This is a genomic window from Salarchaeum japonicum, assembly GCF_049705945.1.
Classification (GTDB): domain Archaea; phylum Halobacteriota; class Halobacteria; order Halobacteriales; family Halobacteriaceae; genus Salarchaeum; species Salarchaeum japonicum_A.
The window spans coordinates 691,543-710,113 of sequence record NZ_JBNAMV010000004.1 but is presented as its reverse complement, the minus strand read 5'-3'; the positions used below and the strand labels follow the sequence as shown (position 1 = coordinate 710,113).

At 68.6% G+C, this 18,571-nt stretch carries 22 protein-coding genes; 12 read left to right on the top strand and 10 right to left on the bottom strand.

Annotated features, from left to right (window positions below):
• The first annotated feature begins 18 nt into the window (after positions 1 to 18).
• The 3 genes from ACOZ4O_RS05475 to ACOZ4O_RS05465 are packed head-to-tail and all read left to right on the top strand — an operon-like array spanning position 19 to position 2,221.
• Complete coding sequence (locus ACOZ4O_RS05475) at positions 19 to 1,113, top strand: glycosyl transferase family 2 (RefSeq protein WP_424524309.1); 1,095 nt, start codon at positions 19 to 21, stop codon at positions 1,111 to 1,113.
• A gap of 23 nt (positions 1,114 to 1,136) precedes the next feature.
• Positions 1,137 to 1,595, top strand: coding sequence for a DUF7109 family protein (locus tag ACOZ4O_RS05470; RefSeq protein WP_424524308.1), 459 nt, complete (start codon positions 1,137 to 1,139; stop codon positions 1,593 to 1,595).
• Positions 1,596 to 1,621: 26 nt separating this feature from the next.
• Entirely contained in the window at positions 1,622 to 2,221 is a 600-nt protein-coding gene (locus ACOZ4O_RS05465) for an NUDIX hydrolase (RefSeq protein ID WP_424524307.1), read from the top strand.
• On the opposite strand, the gene ACOZ4O_RS05460 is transcribed toward ACOZ4O_RS05465, so the two are convergent.
• Positions 2,211 to 2,342 (bottom strand): hypothetical protein, encoded by a 132-nt coding sequence (locus ACOZ4O_RS05460; protein ID WP_424524306.1) that lies wholly within the window; start codon positions 2,340 to 2,342, stop codon positions 2,211 to 2,213. The two genes, ACOZ4O_RS05465 and ACOZ4O_RS05460, sit on opposite strands and share 11 nt — an antisense overlap.
• Positions 2,343 to 2,454: 112 nt before the next feature.
• Here ACOZ4O_RS05460 and ACOZ4O_RS05455 point away from each other — a divergent pair, with 112 nt between their 5' ends.
• Positions 2,455 to 3,552, top strand: coding sequence for an NAD(P)/FAD-dependent oxidoreductase (locus ACOZ4O_RS05455; protein ID WP_424524305.1), 1,098 nt, complete (start codon positions 2,455 to 2,457; stop codon positions 3,550 to 3,552).
• Here ACOZ4O_RS05455 and ACOZ4O_RS05450 read toward each other — a convergent pair.
• Both ACOZ4O_RS05450 and ACOZ4O_RS05445 read right to left on the bottom strand, forming a co-directional pair.
• Entirely contained in the window at positions 3,549 to 3,920 is a 372-nt protein-coding gene (locus ACOZ4O_RS05450) for an Hsp20 family protein (RefSeq protein ID WP_424524304.1), read from the bottom strand. The genes ACOZ4O_RS05455 and ACOZ4O_RS05450 overlap by 4 nt on opposite strands.
• Positions 3,917 to 4,075 carry a DUF7559 family protein gene (locus ACOZ4O_RS05445; protein ID WP_424524303.1) on the bottom strand — a complete coding sequence of 53 codons (159 nt, stop codon included), beginning with the start codon at positions 4,073 to 4,075 and terminating at the stop codon, positions 3,917 to 3,919. Before ACOZ4O_RS05445 ends, ACOZ4O_RS05450 begins: the two co-directional genes overlap by 4 nt.
• A 79-nt stretch (positions 4,076 to 4,154) precedes the next feature.
• Between ACOZ4O_RS05445 and ACOZ4O_RS05440 the strand changes: the two genes are divergently transcribed.
• Positions 4,155 to 4,952: a DUF429 domain-containing protein gene (locus tag ACOZ4O_RS05440; protein WP_424524302.1), complete on the top strand. Its 798-nt coding sequence runs from the start codon at positions 4,155 to 4,157 to the stop codon at positions 4,950 to 4,952.
• 30 nt (positions 4,953 to 4,982) lie between these two features.
• Positions 4,983 to 6,650 (top strand): radical SAM protein, encoded by a 1,668-nt coding sequence (locus ACOZ4O_RS05435; RefSeq protein WP_424524301.1) that lies wholly within the window; start codon positions 4,983 to 4,985, stop codon positions 6,648 to 6,650.
• On the opposite strand, the gene ACOZ4O_RS05430 is transcribed toward ACOZ4O_RS05435, so the two are convergent.
• The 4 genes from ACOZ4O_RS05430 to ACOZ4O_RS05415 are packed head-to-tail and all read right to left on the bottom strand — an operon-like array spanning position 6,651 to position 8,892.
• Positions 6,651 to 7,058, bottom strand: coding sequence for a TRAM domain-containing protein (locus tag ACOZ4O_RS05430; RefSeq protein ID WP_424524300.1), 408 nt, complete (start codon positions 7,056 to 7,058; stop codon positions 6,651 to 6,653).
• A 55-nt stretch (positions 7,059 to 7,113) separates the two neighbouring features.
• Complete coding sequence (locus ACOZ4O_RS05425; protein ID WP_424524299.1) at positions 7,114 to 7,794, bottom strand: YkgJ family cysteine cluster protein; 681 nt, start codon at positions 7,792 to 7,794, stop codon at positions 7,114 to 7,116.
• Positions 7,795 to 7,839: 45 nt separating this feature from the next.
• Positions 7,840 to 8,598, bottom strand: a complete 759-nt coding sequence (locus ACOZ4O_RS05420; RefSeq protein WP_424524298.1) for an MBL fold metallo-hydrolase — start codon at positions 8,596 to 8,598, stop codon at positions 7,840 to 7,842.
• Positions 8,599 to 8,628: 30 nt separating this feature from the next.
• Positions 8,629 to 8,892 carry a helix-turn-helix domain-containing protein gene (locus ACOZ4O_RS05415; protein WP_145843932.1) on the bottom strand — a complete coding sequence of 88 codons (264 nt, stop codon included), beginning with the start codon at positions 8,890 to 8,892 and terminating at the stop codon, positions 8,629 to 8,631.
• A 109-nt stretch (positions 8,893 to 9,001) separates the two neighbouring features.
• On the opposite strand from ACOZ4O_RS05415, the gene ACOZ4O_RS05410 reads away from it, so the two are divergent.
• The 3 genes from ACOZ4O_RS05410 (at position 9,002) to ACOZ4O_RS05400 (ending at position 11,167) form a co-directional block, all read left to right on the top strand.
• Positions 9,002 to 9,433, top strand: a complete 432-nt coding sequence (locus ACOZ4O_RS05410) for a PPOX class F420-dependent oxidoreductase (RefSeq protein ID WP_424524297.1) — start codon at positions 9,002 to 9,004, stop codon at positions 9,431 to 9,433.
• 53 nt (positions 9,434 to 9,486) lie between these two features.
• A complete protein-coding gene (locus ACOZ4O_RS05405) occupies positions 9,487 to 10,191 on the top strand; it encodes a class I SAM-dependent methyltransferase (RefSeq protein ID WP_424524296.1) in 705 nt (234 codons plus the stop codon).
• A 61-nt stretch (positions 10,192 to 10,252) separates the two neighbouring features.
• On the top strand, positions 10,253 to 11,167 hold the full coding sequence (locus ACOZ4O_RS05400) for a glycosyltransferase family 2 protein (RefSeq protein WP_424524295.1): 915 nt from the start codon (positions 10,253 to 10,255) through the stop codon (positions 11,165 to 11,167).
• A 7-nt stretch (positions 11,168 to 11,174) separates the two neighbouring features.
• Here ACOZ4O_RS05400 and ACOZ4O_RS05395 read toward each other — a convergent pair whose 3' ends face one another.
• The gene (locus tag ACOZ4O_RS05395) at positions 11,175 to 11,990 is read right to left on the bottom strand and encodes an amidohydrolase family protein (protein ID WP_424524294.1); all 816 of its coding nucleotides are present in this window, start codon (positions 11,988 to 11,990) and stop codon (positions 11,175 to 11,177) included.
• A gap of 99 nt (positions 11,991 to 12,089) precedes the next feature.
• On the opposite strand from ACOZ4O_RS05395, the gene ACOZ4O_RS05390 reads away from it, so the two are divergent.
• Together ACOZ4O_RS05390 and ACOZ4O_RS05385 are read left to right on the top strand one after the other, a co-directional pair.
• Positions 12,090 to 13,439: an APC family permease gene (locus ACOZ4O_RS05390; protein WP_424524293.1), complete on the top strand. Its 1,350-nt coding sequence runs from the start codon at positions 12,090 to 12,092 to the stop codon at positions 13,437 to 13,439.
• Between the two features lie 47 nt (positions 13,440 to 13,486).
• A complete protein-coding gene (locus ACOZ4O_RS05385; RefSeq protein ID WP_424524292.1) occupies positions 13,487 to 14,830 on the top strand; it encodes an APC family permease in 1,344 nt (447 codons plus the stop codon).
• Here ACOZ4O_RS05385 and ACOZ4O_RS05380 read toward each other — a convergent pair.
• Together ACOZ4O_RS05380 and ACOZ4O_RS05375 are read right to left on the bottom strand one after the other, a co-directional pair.
• Positions 14,822 to 15,430, bottom strand: coding sequence for a trimeric intracellular cation channel family protein (locus tag ACOZ4O_RS05380; RefSeq protein WP_424524291.1), 609 nt, complete (start codon positions 15,428 to 15,430; stop codon positions 14,822 to 14,824). The two genes, ACOZ4O_RS05385 and ACOZ4O_RS05380, sit on opposite strands and share 9 nt — an antisense overlap.
• Positions 15,431 to 15,810: 380 nt before the next feature.
• Positions 15,811 to 16,323, bottom strand: coding sequence for a nicotinamide-nucleotide adenylyltransferase (locus ACOZ4O_RS05375; RefSeq protein ID WP_424524290.1), 513 nt, complete (start codon positions 16,321 to 16,323; stop codon positions 15,811 to 15,813).
• Positions 16,324 to 16,498: 175 nt separating this feature from the next.
• Between ACOZ4O_RS05375 and lonB the strand changes: the two genes are divergently transcribed.
• Positions 16,499 to 18,538 carry an ATP-dependent protease LonB gene (gene lonB / locus ACOZ4O_RS05370; RefSeq protein WP_424524289.1) on the top strand — a complete coding sequence of 680 codons (2,040 nt, stop codon included), beginning with the start codon at positions 16,499 to 16,501 and terminating at the stop codon, positions 18,536 to 18,538.
• Positions 18,539 to 18,571: the final 33 nt, after the last annotated feature.

The window sequence follows — 18,571 nt, the reverse complement described above, 5'->3', positions numbered from 1 at the left end:
GCGGGGAGACGGTGGGATATGGACTACACGCAGGAGCGCGTGGCGACGCTCCACGACTACGGGGACGCCCACCCCGACGCGCCGACCGAGCGCGCGACAGTCGTCGTCCCGATGACGGAACGCGAGTACGGCGGCCTCGCGCCCGAGAGCGTACTCTCCACGCTCGAAACCCTCGACGTCGACCGCGTCGTCGTTCCGCTCCGCGCGTCGGCGGAGAAGGCGGGCGCGTTCGCGGAGTGGCTCGACTCCTTCGACGTTCCGCTCGACGTGCTCTGGTGTAACGGCCCCCGGGTCGCCGAGCTGCTCGCAGACCACGGCCTGAACGGCGACGCCGGGAAGGGCCGCGACATCTGGCTCGCGCTCGGCGTCGCGGCCGACGCCGACTTCCTCGCCGTCCACGACGCCGACACGAAGACGTACTCCGCGCGGGACGTGCCGAAACTCCTCCACCCCCTCGATGCGGGGTTCGACTTCGTGAAGGGCTACTACGCCCGCGTCGAGAATCAGCGGCTCTACGGCCGCCTCTTCCGCCTCTGCTACGAACCGCTCGTCGACGCGCTCGACGCGCGCTCCGACGAACCGATTCTCGACTACCTCGGTGCGTTCCGGTACGCGCTCGCCGGCGAGTGCGCGATGACCGGCGACGTCGCGCGAACCATCCGCGTCCCCCGCACGTGGGGACTGGAGGTCGGCACGCTCGGCGAAGCCTACGACGCCGCCGGGTTCGACGGCACCGCCCAGGTCGACCTGGGGCGGTACGAACACGACCACCGCGCCGTCTCCGGGCCCTCCGGACTCTCCGACATGAGCGCGGGCGTCGTCGCCGCGCTCCTCCGCGCCTGCGAGGACCACGGCGTCAGCGTGGACTACGACACCCTCCCCGACCGCTACCGGGAGACCGCGCACCGATACGTCCGTGGGTACGCCGCGGACGCCGCGTTCAACGGCCTCGACTACGACCCTGCAGACGAACGCGCGCAGGTCGCAGAGTACGCGGACGCCGTCCGTCCGCCCGAAGGCGACGACCGCCTGCCCGCCTGGGAGGACACCGCGCTCGACGCCGAAGACGTCCGCGCCGCTGCGGCCGCCGACCTGGACGCGGTAGACTCATGACGGAAGAGTCGGCTTTCACGGGTATGGACCGCACGCTCGACGAACTCGCGGGCGTCGTCGACCTGTTCGGCGCACTCACTCGCGACGAACTCGCGGACGCCCTCCACGAACTCGCGTTCAAACGCGGCGAGGACGTGGACGCGGACGCCGTGGACGCCGCCATCGAGCGCGCGCTCGACCAGTACGTGCTCGTCGCCGTCACCCGGGACGACGCCGACCTCATCGTGCCCGGACCCGCCGCCTTCCCCACCGTCCCAGATGGGGGACCCGACCTCCCGCACATCCTCGACATCGAACGCCGCGACGTTCCCCGTGACGAACGCGCGGACGCGCTCCGCGCCCGGTTCGCCGCCGAAATCGCCGATGACCCCGACGCCGACCGCCTCGACGTCCTCGTCGACGTGACGTACGACGCGGCGACCTGGGCGGACATCGATGCAGCGGGCCTCCGCGAGCGACTGGCCGACCGACGGGAGGGTTAATGGCGTCCGAGGGAGTACGTGAGAGCATGGACCTGGGTCGGGTCGCCGCGCACGAACCAGCCACTATCGAGGACGAGGACCGGGACGCCGCGGTGCTCGCGCCCGTCGTCGAGCGTCCCGACGGCCCCGCGCTGGTGTTCACGAAGCGCGCCGACCACCTCGGCGAACACCCCGGTCAGATGAGTTTTCCCGGCGGCGGCCGCGAACCGAGCGACCGCGACCTCCGCGCGACCGCGCTCCGCGAGTCGAACGAAGAAATCGGCTTGCGCTCGGAGGAAGTCGAGTTCGTCGGCCAACTGGACGACATCCGCACCACCTCATCGTACGCCGTGACGCCGTTCGTCGCGCGCGTCCCCGACCGCGAGTACACGCCAGACGAACGGGAGGTCGCGGAAGTCGTCTTCCTCTCGATTTCGGGGCTCGTCGACCCCGAGAACTACGAGGTCGAACACCGCACTCACCCCCGGTACGGCGAGGCCATCGTTCACTTCTTCCACGTCGACGGCTACACCGTCTGGGGTGCGACCGCGCGTATCCTCGTGCAGTTCCTCGAACTCGCGCTCGACTGGGAACCGCCTCGAGAACCGGAACGCGTCGTCGACGCCGAGAACGAGACTACTCGGTGACGACGTAGGTCTCGGCGGGCGTTCGCTCGACGTACACGTCGTCCGCGCCGGCGACGAACGCTTCCATTTGGTTCAGGGGGAGGTCCGACACTTCGACTCGTTCGGATTGCTTCGCGGCCATACCCAATCGTAGTCGCGTTCGGGTTATCAAGTCGACCCGTGCGCGGTGAAAGTGAAAGTGGCCGCGGGCGGAAGGCACGGACGCTAAGTAGCCCGAACGCGGTGTCCGAGCCATGACCCAGTCGGTCGCGGTCGTCGGCGGCGGCGCGGTCGGCATCACCGCCGCGTACGACCTCGCGCGACGCGGCGCGGACGTGACGCTGTACGAGCGCGACGAGGTGGCTGCGGAGAGCACGGGCCGCGCCGCAGGCCTGCTGTACGACGCGTACGCGGAGGACGTGGACGCCCGCATCGCGGCGCGCGCAATCGAGCGCTTCGAGGCGTTCTCGGGCGACGGCGAGTTCGTCTTCGAGCGCGCGCCCTACGTCTGGTTCGCCACCGAACCCGGGCAGGCCGCGGACGCCGTCGCCCGCGACGCGGACGAGATGCGCGCGCAGGGACTCGACGTCGCCCACCTGCGTCCCGACGAACTCCAATCCGAGTACCCAGCGCTCCGCACCGACGACATCGCGGCCGCGGCCGTCGCGCGAAACGCCGGCTACACCACGCCCGCGACCTACGCCGACCTCCTCGCCGCGAAGGCCCGAGACGCCGGCGCGGAGATTCGTGAAGGCACGCACGCCACGGTCGCGCTCGACCCGGTGCGCGTCAACGGAGTCGAGTACGACGCCGTGCTCGTCGCGGCGGGCGCGCACACGAAACCCGTGCTCGCGGACGCCGGGGTTCGCGTGCCGCTGAAACCCTATCGGGTGCAGGCGCTCGTCGCGTCCGGCCTCGACATCCCCCTCTTCTGGGACGCGACCCGCGACTACTACGCCCGCCCCCACGCCCGCGGCGTGCTCGCCGGGGACGGCACGCAGCGCCGCGAGTTCGACCCCGACACGTACGACCGGAGCGCTGACGACGACTTCGTGGAGGAGACGCTCGCCAAACTCCGATACCGCCTCCCCGCCGCCGATATCTCCGCCGAGCGCGCGTGGGCGGGCCTCTGCGTCGCCACGCCCGACAAGAACCCCCTGCTCGGCGAGCTGCGCGACGGACTGTTCGTCGCCGCGGGCTGGCAGGGCCACGGCTTCATGCGCGCACCCGCGACCGGCGAAGCCGTCGCCGAACAGATTCTCGGAACCCGCGAGGAAATCAATCCGTTCGACCCGACGCGGTTCACCGGCGAGGAGGAGTTCCGCGTGCGCTCGGGGAGCGACCCGGACTAGTTCTTCGGAAGGAAGACGCGCAGCGTCCCGTCGACGAGTTCGGCGCGCGCCGCGTCCGCGTCTACGTCAGCGTCTTCGGGGAGTTCAGCGCGGCCGTCCAGCGCGAGCGCACGACCCGGATACCGCATCTCGAACCCCGCGTGGGGGTCGCGGAACCGCTCGATACGGACTTCGACGTCGCCCCCAGTGTACCCGACCTGTACGTCCTCCACGGCGACGCCGGGCGCGTCGAACACCACGAGGTACTCGTCCTCGTCCTCCAGCACGTCCACCGGGAGCGGCGTCTCCTCACCGACCTTGCTCGCGGCGCGGCCGAGTCGGGAGAGCACGGCGTTTCCGACCGACCGCCCCACCGACTCGAACCTCACGGTGACAACGCCTCCAAGCAGTCGGTGCCGCCGCAGTACGGGCACTGGAAGTCAGACACCCCGACGTCGTCCGGCATGTCGTACGTGTAGTGCATCTCGAACATGTCCATCTCGCAGTCGTCGCTCGTACACTTCACTTCGAGCGTCGCAGGCATACCCGAATGTACCACGGGCGGCGGCATAAGTCCCGTGGGCGGCCTGCACGCTTTTCTCCGCGCGCCGCGACCATCGGACGTGACTGTCTACGGCGTGGACTTCAGCGGCGCGGCGGACGCCGGAGCGAAGATTCGCGTCACCGAAGCCGAACCGACATCGAACGGGATTCGCGTACTGGACTGCTGGCTGGCCGGCGAGCGTTTCGGGTCGAGCGACCGCGAGCACGTACTCCCCGAACTCGGGGCGTTCCTCGCCGCCCGCTCCGGTGAGGACGCCATCGGGCTTGACGCGCCGTTCGCGCTCCCGCGCGCCCTCCACGAACACGACGACTGGCGGCACTTCCTCCTCTCGTTCCCGGGAGAGTTCGCCGACCCCGACGACTTCCGCGCGACGTGTCTCGACCGCGCCCGCGGCCTCGACGGCGACCGCGTCGAACGCCTGCGGGCGACCGACCGCGAACACGGCGCGCTCTGCGCGTACGGCTTCATCCTGAACACCGCGGCGTTCCACGCGATGCGGGACGTGCTCCGCCCGCTCGTCCTCTCCGAATCGATCGCGTGCCCGCCGTTCCACGCGCCCCGCGACGACCGACCGACGCTCGTCGAGGCCTATCCCGCGGGCACGCTCGACCGACTCGATGCGCCCCGCGAGAACTACAAGACCGACACCGCCGCGAGCAGGGCGCGCCGCGAGACGATTCTCGACGCCCTCACCGACGCCGGCGTCGCCCTCGCGGGCGTCCCCCGCGACCGCTTCCTCGACGACCCAACCGGCGATGCGCTCGACAGCGCGCTCGCCGCGCTCGCCACCGCCCGCCACCACCCCGACTTCGCTGTCGACCCGGTCGACCCCGCTGAGGGCCACATCTTCGTGTAGCCTTTATTCGCTCGCGCTCTTCGTTCCCCTATGACTGCTGCCGCGGACCTCGACGTCGTGCTCGTGGACGGCTACGTCGACGAGCCCGCGCACTTCGGCGTCCCTCCCTACATCTCGACCTACCCGCGGTACACCGCCGGCGCGCTCGTCGACGCGGGCGTCCCCGCGGAGAACGTCACCTACTACACCATCGACGCGCTCCGCGAGGAGCGCTCGCGCTGGCTCGACGTGGAACAGGCCGACCTGCTGATTTACATCGGCGGCATGACCGTTCCCGGGAGCTACGTCGGCGGCACGCCCGCGGAACCCGACGAAGTCCGGGAGTTGGCGTGGACCGCGGACGGCGTGAGCCTGATGGGCGGCCCCATCCGGTTCGGTGTCGGCGAGGAGAACGCCGGCGCGTCCGAGATGGAGCGCAAGGACCTCGACTTCGACTTCCTCGCGATGGCCGACATCGAAGCGGCCGCGCACGACCTCGTGGAGAGCGGCCTGGAGGGGTTCAACAACCGCTACCGGGACAACGAGGAGATCGACCGCTGGGCCGAACAGGGCGCGTTCGTGGTCGAACAGCACCCGAACTATCCGGACTACCTCATCGCGGAGATGGAGACCTCTCGCGGGTGCGCGTACCGGTGTTCGTTCTGCACGGAACCGATGTACGGCGACCCCTCGTTCCGCAGCGCGCGGTCGGTCGTCGAGGAGGTGGACGCGCTCTCCGACGCGGGCGTGCGGGACTTCCGCCTCGGCCGACAGGCCGACATCCTCGCGTTCGGCGGAGACGGCGAAGCCCCCAATCCGGACGCGCTCCGCGACCTGTACGGCGGCATCCGCGAGGTCGCACCCGACCTCCGCACGCTCCACCTCGACAACATGAACCCCGTGACCATCACGGACTACCCCGAGAAGTCGCGGGAGGCCATCGAAGTCATCGCCGAACACAACACGCCCGGCGACACGGCCGCGTTCGGCCTCGAATCCGCCGATCCCGTGGTGCAGGAGCAAAACAACCTCCTCGTCACCGCCGACGAGTGCCTGGAGGCCGTTCGCATCGTGAACGAGGCCGGCGGCTGGCGGCCCGACCGCGACGACGACGCCCCCCGCCTCCCCAAACTACTGCCGGGAATCAACCTCCTGCACGGCCTCACGGGCGAACGCCCCGAGACCTACGAGCACAACAAGCAGTTCCTCCACGACGTGTACGACGCCGGCCTGATGCTCCGCCGCATCAACATCCGGCAGGTGATGGCGTTCGAGGGCACGGAGATGGACGAGACCGGCGCGGACGTCGCGCACGCCAACAAGAAGCGCTTCAAGACGTACAAGTCGGAGGTTCGGGAGGAGATCGACCAGCCGATGCTCGAACGCGTCGTCCCGCCGGGCGCGGTGCTCGAAGACGTCCACTTCGAGTACCATCAGGACGGGAAGACGTTCGGGCGGTCGCTCGGCACGTACAGCCTCCTCGTCGCCGTGCCCGGCGAGCGCGAACTCGGCCGGACGACCGACGTGGTCATCACCGACCACGGCTTCCGCTCCGTGACCGGCGTGCCGTATCCGCTCGACGTGAACGCCGCGTCGATGGACGAACTCACCGCGATTCCCGGCATCGGCAGCGGGACCGCGGGCGACATCGTCGTCGCCCGCCCCCACGACACGCTCCCGGACGCCGACGTCGACCTCTCCCGCTTCCTCTCGGTGTAGCTACTCCGTCACGTCCTCGTCGAGCACCTCGCCGACCGCGAAGTTCGACTTCACTTCCGTGATTTCGACCTTCACGCGCTCGCCGATGTCCGCACCGGGGACGATGATGACGTAGCCGCGCTCGACGCGCGCGATACCGTCGCCCTGCTTCCCGATATCCTCGACCTCGACGTACCGGATTTCGCCCTCCTCGACCGGCGGCTGCGGCTCACCTGCGGCGCTCCGTTCGCGCTCCTCGTCGGTGCGCTCCTCCTCGCCGTCCCGCGCGATGAGCGCGACCCGGTACACCTCGCCGGGGTCGATGGAGCCCGCGTCGACCTCGCTCTTCGGCACCGTTACGACGTACTCGTCGTCCTTCACGGACACTTCGCCGTTGAACAGACACAGCAGTTTCTCAGAGATTTCCATAGTCAGACACTCATCCAAACGCAGGGAGGGGGTGGTCTTAGTAGTATGGCCTGCGTCACCCCTCGTAGGGCGTTCCGTCGGGGCGTTTCGCGCCCTCGGAATCGTGGACGACCGCGCCGGAGTCGGGTCGCGCGGGTTCGTAGTTGTCCCGAACGGCGATGGCTTCCTCCAGTTCTCGAACCGCGCGTTCCTTCAGCGCGCTCGCCAGCACCTCGGCGTCCTCGCGGCTGATGTCGCGGCCGAGCCCCTCGCACTCGTGGGCGCGCACCATCCCGGATTCGTCCACGGCCTCGCCCATCGGCTGGCTCGTCCCGCCGAGCGCGACGCTGAACGGGTACGTCTCGCAGATGAGCGGGCGGTCCTCGTGCACCGTACACGCTCCCTGGCCGTTCTTCTCGGTGTAAAAGGTACAGTCGCCGCAGGCTGTCGTTTGAAGCGCCCACTCGAACGTCTCGCCCTCTCCGGAATCGTCCAGTCCATAGGGCATCGGGCGCGCCACGTCGTTCCACGCGCGTCCCGTCTCGTTGGTGAGGTCGCGCACCTCGCCCGGGAACACCGTCGCGGTGTGCGGGTCGGCGGCCTGCTCCCCATCCTCGTCGTCCACGGTGGGTTTCGGGTCTGCCGTGCAGCACTCGCCGCAGCGCGTGCACTCGAAGCCGATTGTCTCGATGGCGTCCGCCAACGCGGCTTCGTCGAGGGCGCGGGCGCGTTCGAGCTCAGCGTCGAGGGACTCCATACCGCTTCGTCGCGCTCTGTGATGAAAAACTCCGTGCTCGCCCGTCTACGCCGGCGTCGCTCGGTCGTCCGCGGGATACCAGCGCACGCGGCGTTCGACGGCGAGCTTTTCGAGGTGGGCGCGCACGGTCTCGGCCGCGAGGTCGCGCACGTCGGCGATGTTGCGGCTGTACGCGGCGTCCACGATGTCGTCGAGGTCGCGTGCGCCCTCCCGGACGGCGCGCTCGACGTTCCGCTCGCGGCGGACGCGGCGCGCGAGTAAGTCCGCGATTCGCTCGTCGGGATTCTCGATTGCGTGGCCGTGTCCCGGGTAGAGCGTGGCGGCGTCGCGCGCGAGGAGGCGGCGGAGGCTGGCGTAGTACGCCCGCATGTCGCCGTCCCGGGTGCCGACGAAGATGCTGGACTCCGCCATCGCGAGGTCGCCGACCGCGAGTTCGTCGCCGCCGCGGAACGCGACGTGGTCGGGTGCGTGCCCCGGAGTCTCTAGGACGGTGAGCGGCCCGACCGCGTCGCCCTCCCGGAACACGCGGTCGGGCGTGACGCCGGTCGCGGCCGCGAACCGTTCCTCGCGGCCGGCGCGCGCCCACACGGTCGCACCGGTCTCCTCGGCGTAGTGCGCGAGCGCGCCGACGTGGTCCTCGTGGGTGTGCGTGGCCGCGATGTGGGTCACGTCGCGCTCGGCGACGCGCGCATCGAGGGCGTCGCTGCGTGCAGCGGGGTCGAGGAGAACGCTGTCTGCGAGGTAGGCGTTCGTCGCGCCCGTCGGGGCGCGCGTCGCCACCGGGACGGAGATTCGTTCGAACACACGCCGACGTGGGGGCGTGGGGAGGAAAAGTTACGCGTCGAGGTAGTACACTTGCTTGCGCGCGTCCTCGAAGCTGTACCGGGCGCTGACGAGGCCGGCGTCGTCGAGGCGGTTGAGCGCGTAGCGGACGGTGCGGTCCGGGAGGAGCGTCTCCTCCGCGAGGTCGCCCTGGGAGAGCGGGGAGTCCATTTCGAGGACTTTCGCGACGAGCTTCGCGCTCGGGGGGAGTTCGCGCAGGCGCTCCCTGAATTCCTCGTCGTCCGTGGCCACGTGTTGCTCCGCGGTCGTACTCATGACAATTACTGCCACACACCTATACGTAAAGGTTGGCTATACTGCTGTCTAATGGGTTAATACAATATTAGGTAGTGGGCTTGATGGGTGTGTGGGCCGACGGTCGGGTATGGCCGCAATCCCCGAGGACTACCGCGACCTCTTCGAGACGGAATCGTTCGCGCACTTCGCCACCGTCATGCCCGACGGCACCCCGCACACCACGCCCGTCTGGGTCGGGTACGAAGCGCCCGGCGAGGACGCGCACCCGTGGTCGAGCGGCGACGAACACCTCCTCGTGAACACCGCGCGCGGCCGCCGGAAGGAGAAGAACGTCCGGGCCAACCCGAAGGTCGGCGTGTCCATCACCGACCCCGACGACCCCTACCGCTACCTGTCCGTCCGCGGCGAAGTGGACAGCGTCGACACCACCGGCGCAATCGAACACATCGACGCGCTCGCGCGGCGCTACTTCGACGTCGACGAGTACCCCCATCACGGCGAGGAGGACGGCGAGCGAGTGGTCGTCCGCATCCGCCCCGACCGCGTCGTCACCGCGTAACCCTCCTGCGTTCCAGTACGGTTTTAGGGGCCGGGCGTGGACGTGAAGGTAGCGTGAAGGGACAGGAGTGGTACCAGGCCTCCGACGTCGCGGAGGAGTACGACGAGAAGCGATTCTCCCGCGGCGGACAGCTTATCGACCGACGCGAGAAACGAGCAGTTCTCGAAGCACTCGGCCCGGTCGAGGACAAACGCGTCCTCGAAATCGCCTGCGGCACCGGCCGGTTCACCGTGATGCTCGCCGACCGCGGCGCGGACATCGTCGGCCTCGACATCTCCAGTGCGATGCTTCAGGAGGGCCGGGAGAAGGCGCGCGCCGCGGGCGTGGACGACCACCTCGAGTTCATGCGCGGCGACGCCGCCCGCCTCCCGTTCCCCGACGACCACTTCGACACCGTGTTCGCGATGCGGTTCTTCCACCTCGCGGACACCCCCGCGAAGTTCCTCAGCGAGATGGCGCGCGTCTCCAAGAACCAGGTGTTCTTCGACACGTTCAACGACACCTCGACGCGCTCGCTCTACAACTGGGCGCTCCCGATGGGGTCGCGGCTGTACGGCGACGACGAGGTCCGCGACCTCGTCACGGGCGCGAACCTCCGACTCGCGGGCGCGAACCACGACTTCGTCCTCCCCTACGGTCTCTACCGGAAACTCCCCGACTGGCTGGCGAACACGCTCCGGTCCGCGGACACGTCGCTCGGTCGGACGCGCGTCGGCGACGCGCTCGCTTCCGTCTCCTACTGGGACGCCAGAGTGTAATATTCCGGACTTTTCGCGGTCGTGCCGGGATGTTTTTGGTCGGACGTCCGAATCACGGGGTATGGACCTGTCGGTGGTAGTGCCCACGCTCAACGCCCGCGACCGCCTCGCGGCGACCCTCGACGCGCTCGGCGCGCACGCGCCGGACGCCGAGATCGTCGTCGTGAACGGCCCGTCCGCGGACGGTACGAGCGGTCTGGTGCGCGACCACTCGGCAGTCGACGTGCTCTTGGAACTCTCGGAGCGGAACGTCAACGCCGCCCGGAACGCCGGCCTCGCCGCCGCTACCGGCGACGCGCTCGCGCTCGTCGGGCACGCGAGCTGCGTCCGCGAAGGCTGGACCGACGCCGTCCACGACGGTCTCGTTGACGCCGACGCCGTCACCGGCCCCGTCCACCGGGACGTGGCTGGCGGCCACACGACCGAATCCGTCGAGCACCGCCGCATCCGCGGTCGCGAGGTCACGTACTTCGACGGCGGAAACGTCGCGTTCACCCGCGACGCCATCGAGGCGCTCGACGGCTTCGACGAGTACCTCGAAACGGGCGCGGCCCGCGACGCCGCGCACCGACTCGCCGGTATGAACCGCACCGTCGCCTGGGAGTCCGGGATGGCCGTCGTCCGCACCGACGCCGACGACGTGACCCACCGCGTCGCCGCCGACCCGGACGTGCCGCTCTGGGGCGTGAAGTACCGCTCGCTCGCCTACCGCCTCGCGAAGAACTACGGCGTCCACCCCACTGTCCCCTATCGCATCGGCCGCCACGCCGTCACCGACGCGCTCGCCGTCGCCAGGGACGTGCTCACCGGCGACGAACGCCCCTCAGAGTGGGCCGCGAACGGTCGCGCCGTCCTCCAGAACACCGTCCGGGGCGCACGCGACGGCCTCGCCGCGCGCCGCGCCGACGACCCGCCCCGCCGCAACCCCAACGGCATCTCCCAGCGCATGGACCGCACCCTCGCCCGCTACGACTAACCTTCGCTCACTCGCTGAGAGCGTCAATGACGCGCCCCGGGTTCTTCGAGAATACGCGGCTCATCAAATCCTCGGGGACGTCCAGCGTCAGCACTTCCATCACGGCCACGTCGGGGTGGACGCTCGGCGCGCCGCTCCCGAACACGATTCTGTCCGGGTGTTCGGTGATGCCGCGTTCGAGGATGTCGCGGTACCGGACCGCGCTCGTGTCGAGGTAGAGGTCGTCGTGGCGGTCGAGGAGGGCGAGGGCGCCGGTCATCGCGTCGCGGTCGAGCGGATGCCCGCCGAAGTGCCCGAGAATCACGGGGAAGCCGCGGTCGAGGAGGGTGTTCGCGACCGTCTCCGGGTGGAAGTCGCGGCCCGCGTGCACGAGCACGGGGAGGCCGGCGTCGCCGAGCGCGTCCAGAGTCTCCTCGTCGGGCAGGCCGTCCCGGGGCGGGTGCAGTCGGAATCCGTGGAAGCGGTCGTCGTACGCGTACTGCTCCACGTCGTCGGGGTCGGTGTGGTACTCCTCGCGGGTCGCGCGGAGGTTGTGGAGGCGTGCACTCGTGTTCGTTCCGGGGTCGCGGGGGCCGTCGATGCGCGCCAGCGCGACGAACGGCCGCTCCACGGTCTGCCGGGCGACGGCGTTGTTCGCGCGGAGGTAGCCGCGGTCGCTCGCCTGCTCGCCGGGGAAGACGGCGGCGCGCACCACGCCCGCCTGGTGGAGTTCGCGCTCCAGCCCTTCCGCGTCCACGTCTCGCCCGCGGAGCGGCGGGTTCGGGCCGGCGTGGAGGCGCGCGTGGACGTCCACGATTCGGAACCCGTGTTCGAGTTCCAGCATGCTCGTACGAGGGACGGCCCCGTATTTCGTCCTACCGGTCGCCCGCGCGGTCGACGCGGCCCCCACGCCTAACACGACGTATCCCGTAGCCGTCCCGTAATGAGCGACGACGGTCTCGGGCTGTCCGCGAGCGTCGCCATCGCGCTTGGCGGGATGATCGGCGGCGGCATCTTCTCCATCCTCGGCCTGGTCGCGACCATCGCCGGTCCGCGCACCTGGCTCGCGTTCGTCCTCGCCGGCGTCGTCGCGGCCTGTGCCGGCTACTCGTACAACAAACTCAATGCGGTCAGCGACCCGAACGGCGGGTCCGTCACGTACGTCCAGCGGTTCTCCCGGAACACCACCCTCGCGGGCATGGTCGGATGGACGCTCCTCTTCGGGTACGTCGGGTCGATGGCGATGTACGCGTACGCGTTCGGGAGTTTCACCGTCGAACTCGCGGGCGTGCACGCCGTTTTCGGCGTCCCGACGCGCCCCGCCGTCTCGGCGCTATCAGTCGTCGGGTTCGTCGCGCTGAACCTCCTCGGCGCGCGGGCGTCCGGCACCACCGAGAACGTCCTCGTGGGCGCGAAACTCCTCATCCTCCTCGCGGTCGGCGGCTGGGGCGCGTACTACGGCGCGACCACCGGCGGTCTCGCGTTCGGTATCGATGGACTCGGCGGCGTCGACCCGCTCGTCGCCGCGGCCGTCTCCTTCGTCGCGTTCCAGGGCTGGCAGCTGTTGTTCTACGACCGCGACAGCATCCGCGACCCCGACCAAACTATCCCGCGTGCGGTGTACGCCGCAATCGCCGTCGCCGTCCTCGTCTACGTGCTCGTCGCCGTCGTCACCACAACCCTCCTCACGCCCGCGCAGATACTCGAATTCAAGCACGTCGCGCTCGCGAAAGCCGCCGAGCCGTTCATGGGGAGCGCGGGGTACGCCGTCGTCTCCGCGGCCGCCCTGGTCTCCACGGGAAGCGCCATCAACGCGACCCTCTTTTCGAGCGCGCACTTCGCGAAGGGGATGATAGACGAGAACCTCCTCCCGGACCGCGTCGGCGACACCGGCGCCGACGGCGCGCCAGAACGCACGCTCGTCCTTCTCGGCATCGTCACCGTCGCGTTCACCGTCTACGGCAGCCTCGACGGCATCACCTCCTTCGCCTCGCTCGCGTTCATCGCCGTGTTCGGCGTGATGAGCGCGCTCGCACTCACCCAGCACGCCGACGACCGCGTGTCCGCGCTCCCGCCGCTCCTCGGCACGCTCGGCTGTGCGACGTTCGCTCCCCTGATGTTCTACCACCTCGCCACCCGCGAACCGAACGTGTTCGGCGCGGTCGTCCTCACCGCGCTCGCCGTGTTCGTCGTCGAAGTCACGTACTTCGAACGTGCGGAACTCGTCCGCGTCGCCAGCGCCGTCGAGGACGGTATCGAGGACGGATTCGATTCCTATCGCCGCCGCCGCTGACCGGGGTGGCCACAACCGTTTATTGACTGTCGGCTGAAACGAACCGCGTGGCCGATCAGAAACTCGGACTGTTCGGCGCTCTCAGCATCGCCGTCGGCGGGATGATTGGCGGCGGCGTGTTCGCGGTTCTCGGCGTCGTCGCGCAGACGGCCGGTTCGGCAGCGTGGGCCGCGTTCGTCGGCGCGTGCCTCGTCTCGCTGTGCGCCGCGTACTCCTCCCTCAAACTGAACGCACACGGCGACAACCAGGGCGGGTCGGTCGCCCAGTTCCAAGAGTACCTCGGGAATCAGACGCTCGCGGGCATGGTCGGCTGGACGCTCCTCTTCGGATACGTCGGCGCTATCGCCATGTACGCGTACGCGTTCGGGAGTTTCACGCTCGCCATTGTGGACGTACCGAAACAGGGCGTGATTCCCTGGCATCGCGCCATCGCCATCGCCGCCATCGCCGGATTCGTCGGCCTGAACGTCCTCGGCGCGCGCGCCACCGGCACCTCGGAGAAAGTGCTGGTCGTCGCGAAGGTCGCCGTCCTCACCGTCTTCGGCGGCCTCGGCGTCTGGTACGCGCTCACGAACCCCGGTAGCGGCGTCGCCGGCACCGACCTCGAACTCGGCCTGAGCCAGATCCGGCAGGTGTCGCCCGTCGTCATGGCGACCGCCATCAGTTTCGTCTCCTTCCAGGGCTGGCAACTCCTCATCTACGACCAGGACTCCATCCGGAACCCACTGGAGACTCTCCCGAAAGCGATCTACCTCTCCATTCTCATCACCATCCTCATCGACGGCGTCATCGCGGTCGTCGTCACGAGCCTCGCCGAACCGACCGTCATCACGACGCATCCGGAGCGCGCGCTCGCGTACGCCGTCGAACCCCTCGTCGGTCACGTCGGCTTCCTCGTCGTCGCCGTCGCCGCCGTCTTCTCCACGGGAAGCGCCATCAACGGCACGCTGTTCTCGAGCGCGCACTTCGCGAAGGGGATGCTCTCCGACGACCTCCTTCCCGACCGCGTCGGCCGCGCCGGCGCCGACGGCGCACCCGACCGCACACTCCTCGTGCTCGGTGCGCTCGCGTCCCTGTTCGTCGCGTACGGCAGCCTCGACGGCATCACGTCCTTCGGGTCGCTCGCGTTCATGGCGGTGTTCGGCGCGATGAGCTATCTCGCGTTCCGCAACCGGGACGCCGTCGACGCGTCCGCCGTGCCGCCCGCGCTCGGCGCGCTCGGCTGCGTGACGTTCGCGCCGCTCCTCCTCTACCACCTCTGGAGCGACGAACGCCACGTCTTCTACGTCGTGCTCGCCGTCTCCGTCGTCGTGGCCGTCCTCGAACTCCTCTACTTCGAGCGCGACGAACTCGCCGACGGCGTCGAGAAACTCGAAGACGACCTACACTGACGGGAGCCGCCACTCCCGGTGGACTGCGACGATGCGGAGCGCGAACACGACGCCGGCGCAGGCGAGCGCCGCCGTCCGCTGTCCCACGCCGGCGTCGGCGGCGAGCACGAACAGCGCGCCGCCGATGAGCGCGCACGACGCGTAGAAGTCCTCGGTGAGCACGAATGGCACGCGGTCCAGGAGAACGTCGCTGATGGTGCCGCCGCCGACGCCCGTCAGCGTCGCGAGCACCACGACCCCGAACGGCGACACGCCCGCGTCGACGCCGACGAGAGCGCCCGTCGCCGCGAACGCCGCCAGCCCCACCGCGTCCGGGACGACGAGCGCCGGACTGTCGAGCAGGCCGCGCTCGTCCACCACGACCGCTAGCCCGATGGCGAGTAGCACGCCGACGAACGCCCACGCCACGTCCCCGCTTCCCGAGAACGCAGCGGGCGTCCGCCCCACCAGCACGTCCCGCGTGATACCGCCGCCAAGCGCGGTCAGAAACCCGAGTACGGCGATGCCGAGCAGGTCGAGGTCCGCGTCGCTCGCCTTCAGCGACCCGACGATGGCGAACGCGACCAACCCGACCGCGTTCATCACGTCGAAGACGTTCATGTCTTCGACTGATGAGCCAGCAAACGCTTGGCGTTTGCGTTGTTCACGACTCGCTCGTGAGCGAGTCGTGGAGGCGTCGGCGCGTCGCGCCGACGTTTCTTCATGACACCGAATGCGTCCATGCGTGCATTCGGTGTCGTGAGCCAGTCAGGCCTTCGGTCTTGGCCGGGTCGCCGTTCGCTCACGAGCCATGGAGGCGTCGTATCTGGCGACAAATATTTACTGACGACATCTGAATCCCCGAGTATGGAGACCGTTCTCTCAGTCGTCGCTCTGGTGATCGGTGTCGCGTTCGTTTACGCGGCGTTCCGGATACTCTGGGATGGCGAGCGGCCGAACTGGATCGGGTGAGGGTACCGAACGCTCGCTTCCGCTCGGCGTTATCCGGCGTCGGTGTCGCTGACTTGGCGGATGCGGTCGATGCCGTCGATTTCGTCGATGACGCCGGCGACGGGGTCGGGGACGAGCGTGCGCCAGTTCTCGTCGTGGACCATTCGGTTGCGTATTTCGGTTCCCTCCAGGACGTCGCGGTCGAACATCGGGGATTGGCGGACTTCGACGCCGGCCTCGCCGAACAGCCGGATGACGAGAGGGTTGTTCGAGTACGCCACGTCGAACTTCGGGGTCATGGACTGGACGTGACTCACCCAGACAGCGTTCCGGTTGATGTCCTCGATGGGGACGACGTAGGTGACGACGTCCACGTCCACCAGCGCTTTCGTTATCATCATCACGCGTTCGCCCGCCGTGAATGGGTTTCGCGCGCTGTGGGATTTGTCGCCGCTCCCGACGCCGACGACGAGTTCGTCGACCTCGTCGGAGATCGCTTCGACGACGCGATGATGGCCCTCGTGGTACGGCTGGAACCGGCCGATGTAGAACCCGCGCGTCATTCGTTGGCGGACAGAACGGGCGCGTCCGCATAAGCGTGGCGAGTCCACGACACCCGATAAAGAGAGAACAGTGTTTTGGGCGCTCTAGAAGGCTGATTACGGGACTCTCGCGTTCGCCGGAGGGAGAAAGTATATCAGTCGCCCGACCCTCCCTTCGTGTACTGAGTAGACTTCTATGAGCAACGAGCCCCCGACCGACTCACCCCCCGAGAACGAGTACGGCAGCCACGGGAACGAACCCGAGGAGCCTGCCGACCCCATCGGGGACCTCGAAGACCTCGGTAGCGAGGTCGATGTCGAGGGTGACGTCGAAATCGACGAGGACGCGGAGGACGGCCTTCTCGGCGGCCTCAAAGTCGACGACACCTCGGACATCAAGGTCCCGGACCGCCTGGTCGACCAAGTCATCGGCCAGGAGGACGCCCGCGACATCGTGCTGCGGGCGGCGAAACAGCACCGTCACGTGATGATGATCGGGTCGCCGGGAACGGGGAAGTCCATGCTGGCGAAGGCGATGAGCCAGCTCCTCCCGAAGGAGAACCTCCAGGACATCCTCGTCTACCACAACCCCGACGATTCGAACGAACCCAAGGTTCGCACCGTCCCCGCGGGGAAGGGCGAACAGATCGTGGACGCCCACCGCGAGGAGTCCCGCAAGCGCAACCAGATGCGGTCGCTGTTGATGTGGGTCATCATCGCGGTCGTCATCGGGTACGCGTTCATCGTCGCGTTCCAGCCGCTCATGGGGATTCTCGCGGCCGGTATCCTCTACTTCGCGTTCCGGTACACGAACCAGGGCGGCGACGCGATGGTGCCGAAACTCCTCATCAACAACGCGGACCGCCAGACGGCGCCGTTCAAGGACGCGACTGGCGCGCACGCCGGCGCGCTGCTCGGCGACGTCCGCCACGACCCGTTCCAGTCCGGTGGGATGGGGACGCCCGCGCACGAACGCGTGGAGTCCGGCGCGATCCACGAGTCGAACAAGGGCGTGTTGTTCCTCGACGAAATCAACACGCTCGACGTTCGCAGCCAGCAGAAGCTGATGACGGCGATTCAGGAGGGCGAGTTCTCCATCACCGGCCAGTCCGAGCGCAGTTCGGGCGCGATGGTGCAGACCGAACCCGTCCCGTGTGACTTCATCCTGGTCGCCGCGGGGAACATGGACGCGATGGAGAACATGCACCCCGCGCTCCGCTCCCGCATCAAAGGGTACGGGTACGAGGTGTACATGGAGGACACCATCGACGACACTCCGGAGATGCGGCGGAAGTACGCGCGGTTCGTCGCGCAGGAAGTCGAGAACGACGGCCGCCTCCCGCACTTCGAACCGGACGCGGTGAGCGAAATCATCCTCGAAGCGAAGCGCCGCGCCGGCCGGAAGGACAGCCTGACGCTCGAACTCCGCGACCTCGGCGGTCTCGTCCGCGTCGCGGGCGACATCGCGAAGTCGAAGGGCAACGAGAAGACGACGCGCCAGGACGTCCTGGAGGCGAAGAAGCGCTCGCGCAGCATCGAACAGCAGGTCGCCGACGACTACATCGACCGCCGGAAGGACTACGAACTCCGCGCGACCGAGAAGGACGCGATCGGCCGCGTCAACGGTCTCGCGGTCATGGGCGGCGACTCCGGCATCATGATGCCCGTCATGGCCGAGGTCACGCCCCGGCAGGGCGAGGGCGGCGAAATCTACGCCACCGGGAAACTCCAGGAAATCGCGCAGGAGGCCGTGGAGAACGTCTCCGCCATCATCAAGAAATATACTGGAGAATCCATCGCGGACAAGGACATCCACATCCAGTTCGTCCAGTCCTACGAGGGCGTCGAGGGCGACTCCGCGTCCATCACCGTCGCGACGGCGGTCATCAGCGCGCTGGAAAACATCCCCATCGACCAGAGCCTCGCGATGACCGGCAGTCTCAGCGTCCGCGGGGACGTGCTGCCCGTCGGCGGCGTCACGCACAAGATCGAGGCCGCGGCGAAGGCCGGGTGTGATAAGGTCATCATCCCGAAGGCGAACGAGCAGGACGTGATGATCGAGGACGAGTACAAGGACCAGATCGAAATCATCCCCGTCAGCCACCTCAGTGAAGTGCTGGACGTGGCGCTCGTCGGGGAGCCCGAGAAGGACTCGCTCGTCACGCGACTGAAGTCCATCACGGGGAAGGCGCTCGACCAGCAGGTCGGGCCGAACAGCAACCCGAGCCCGCAGTAACCCGGTTCCACACGGCTTTTTGTGCAGTCTCGT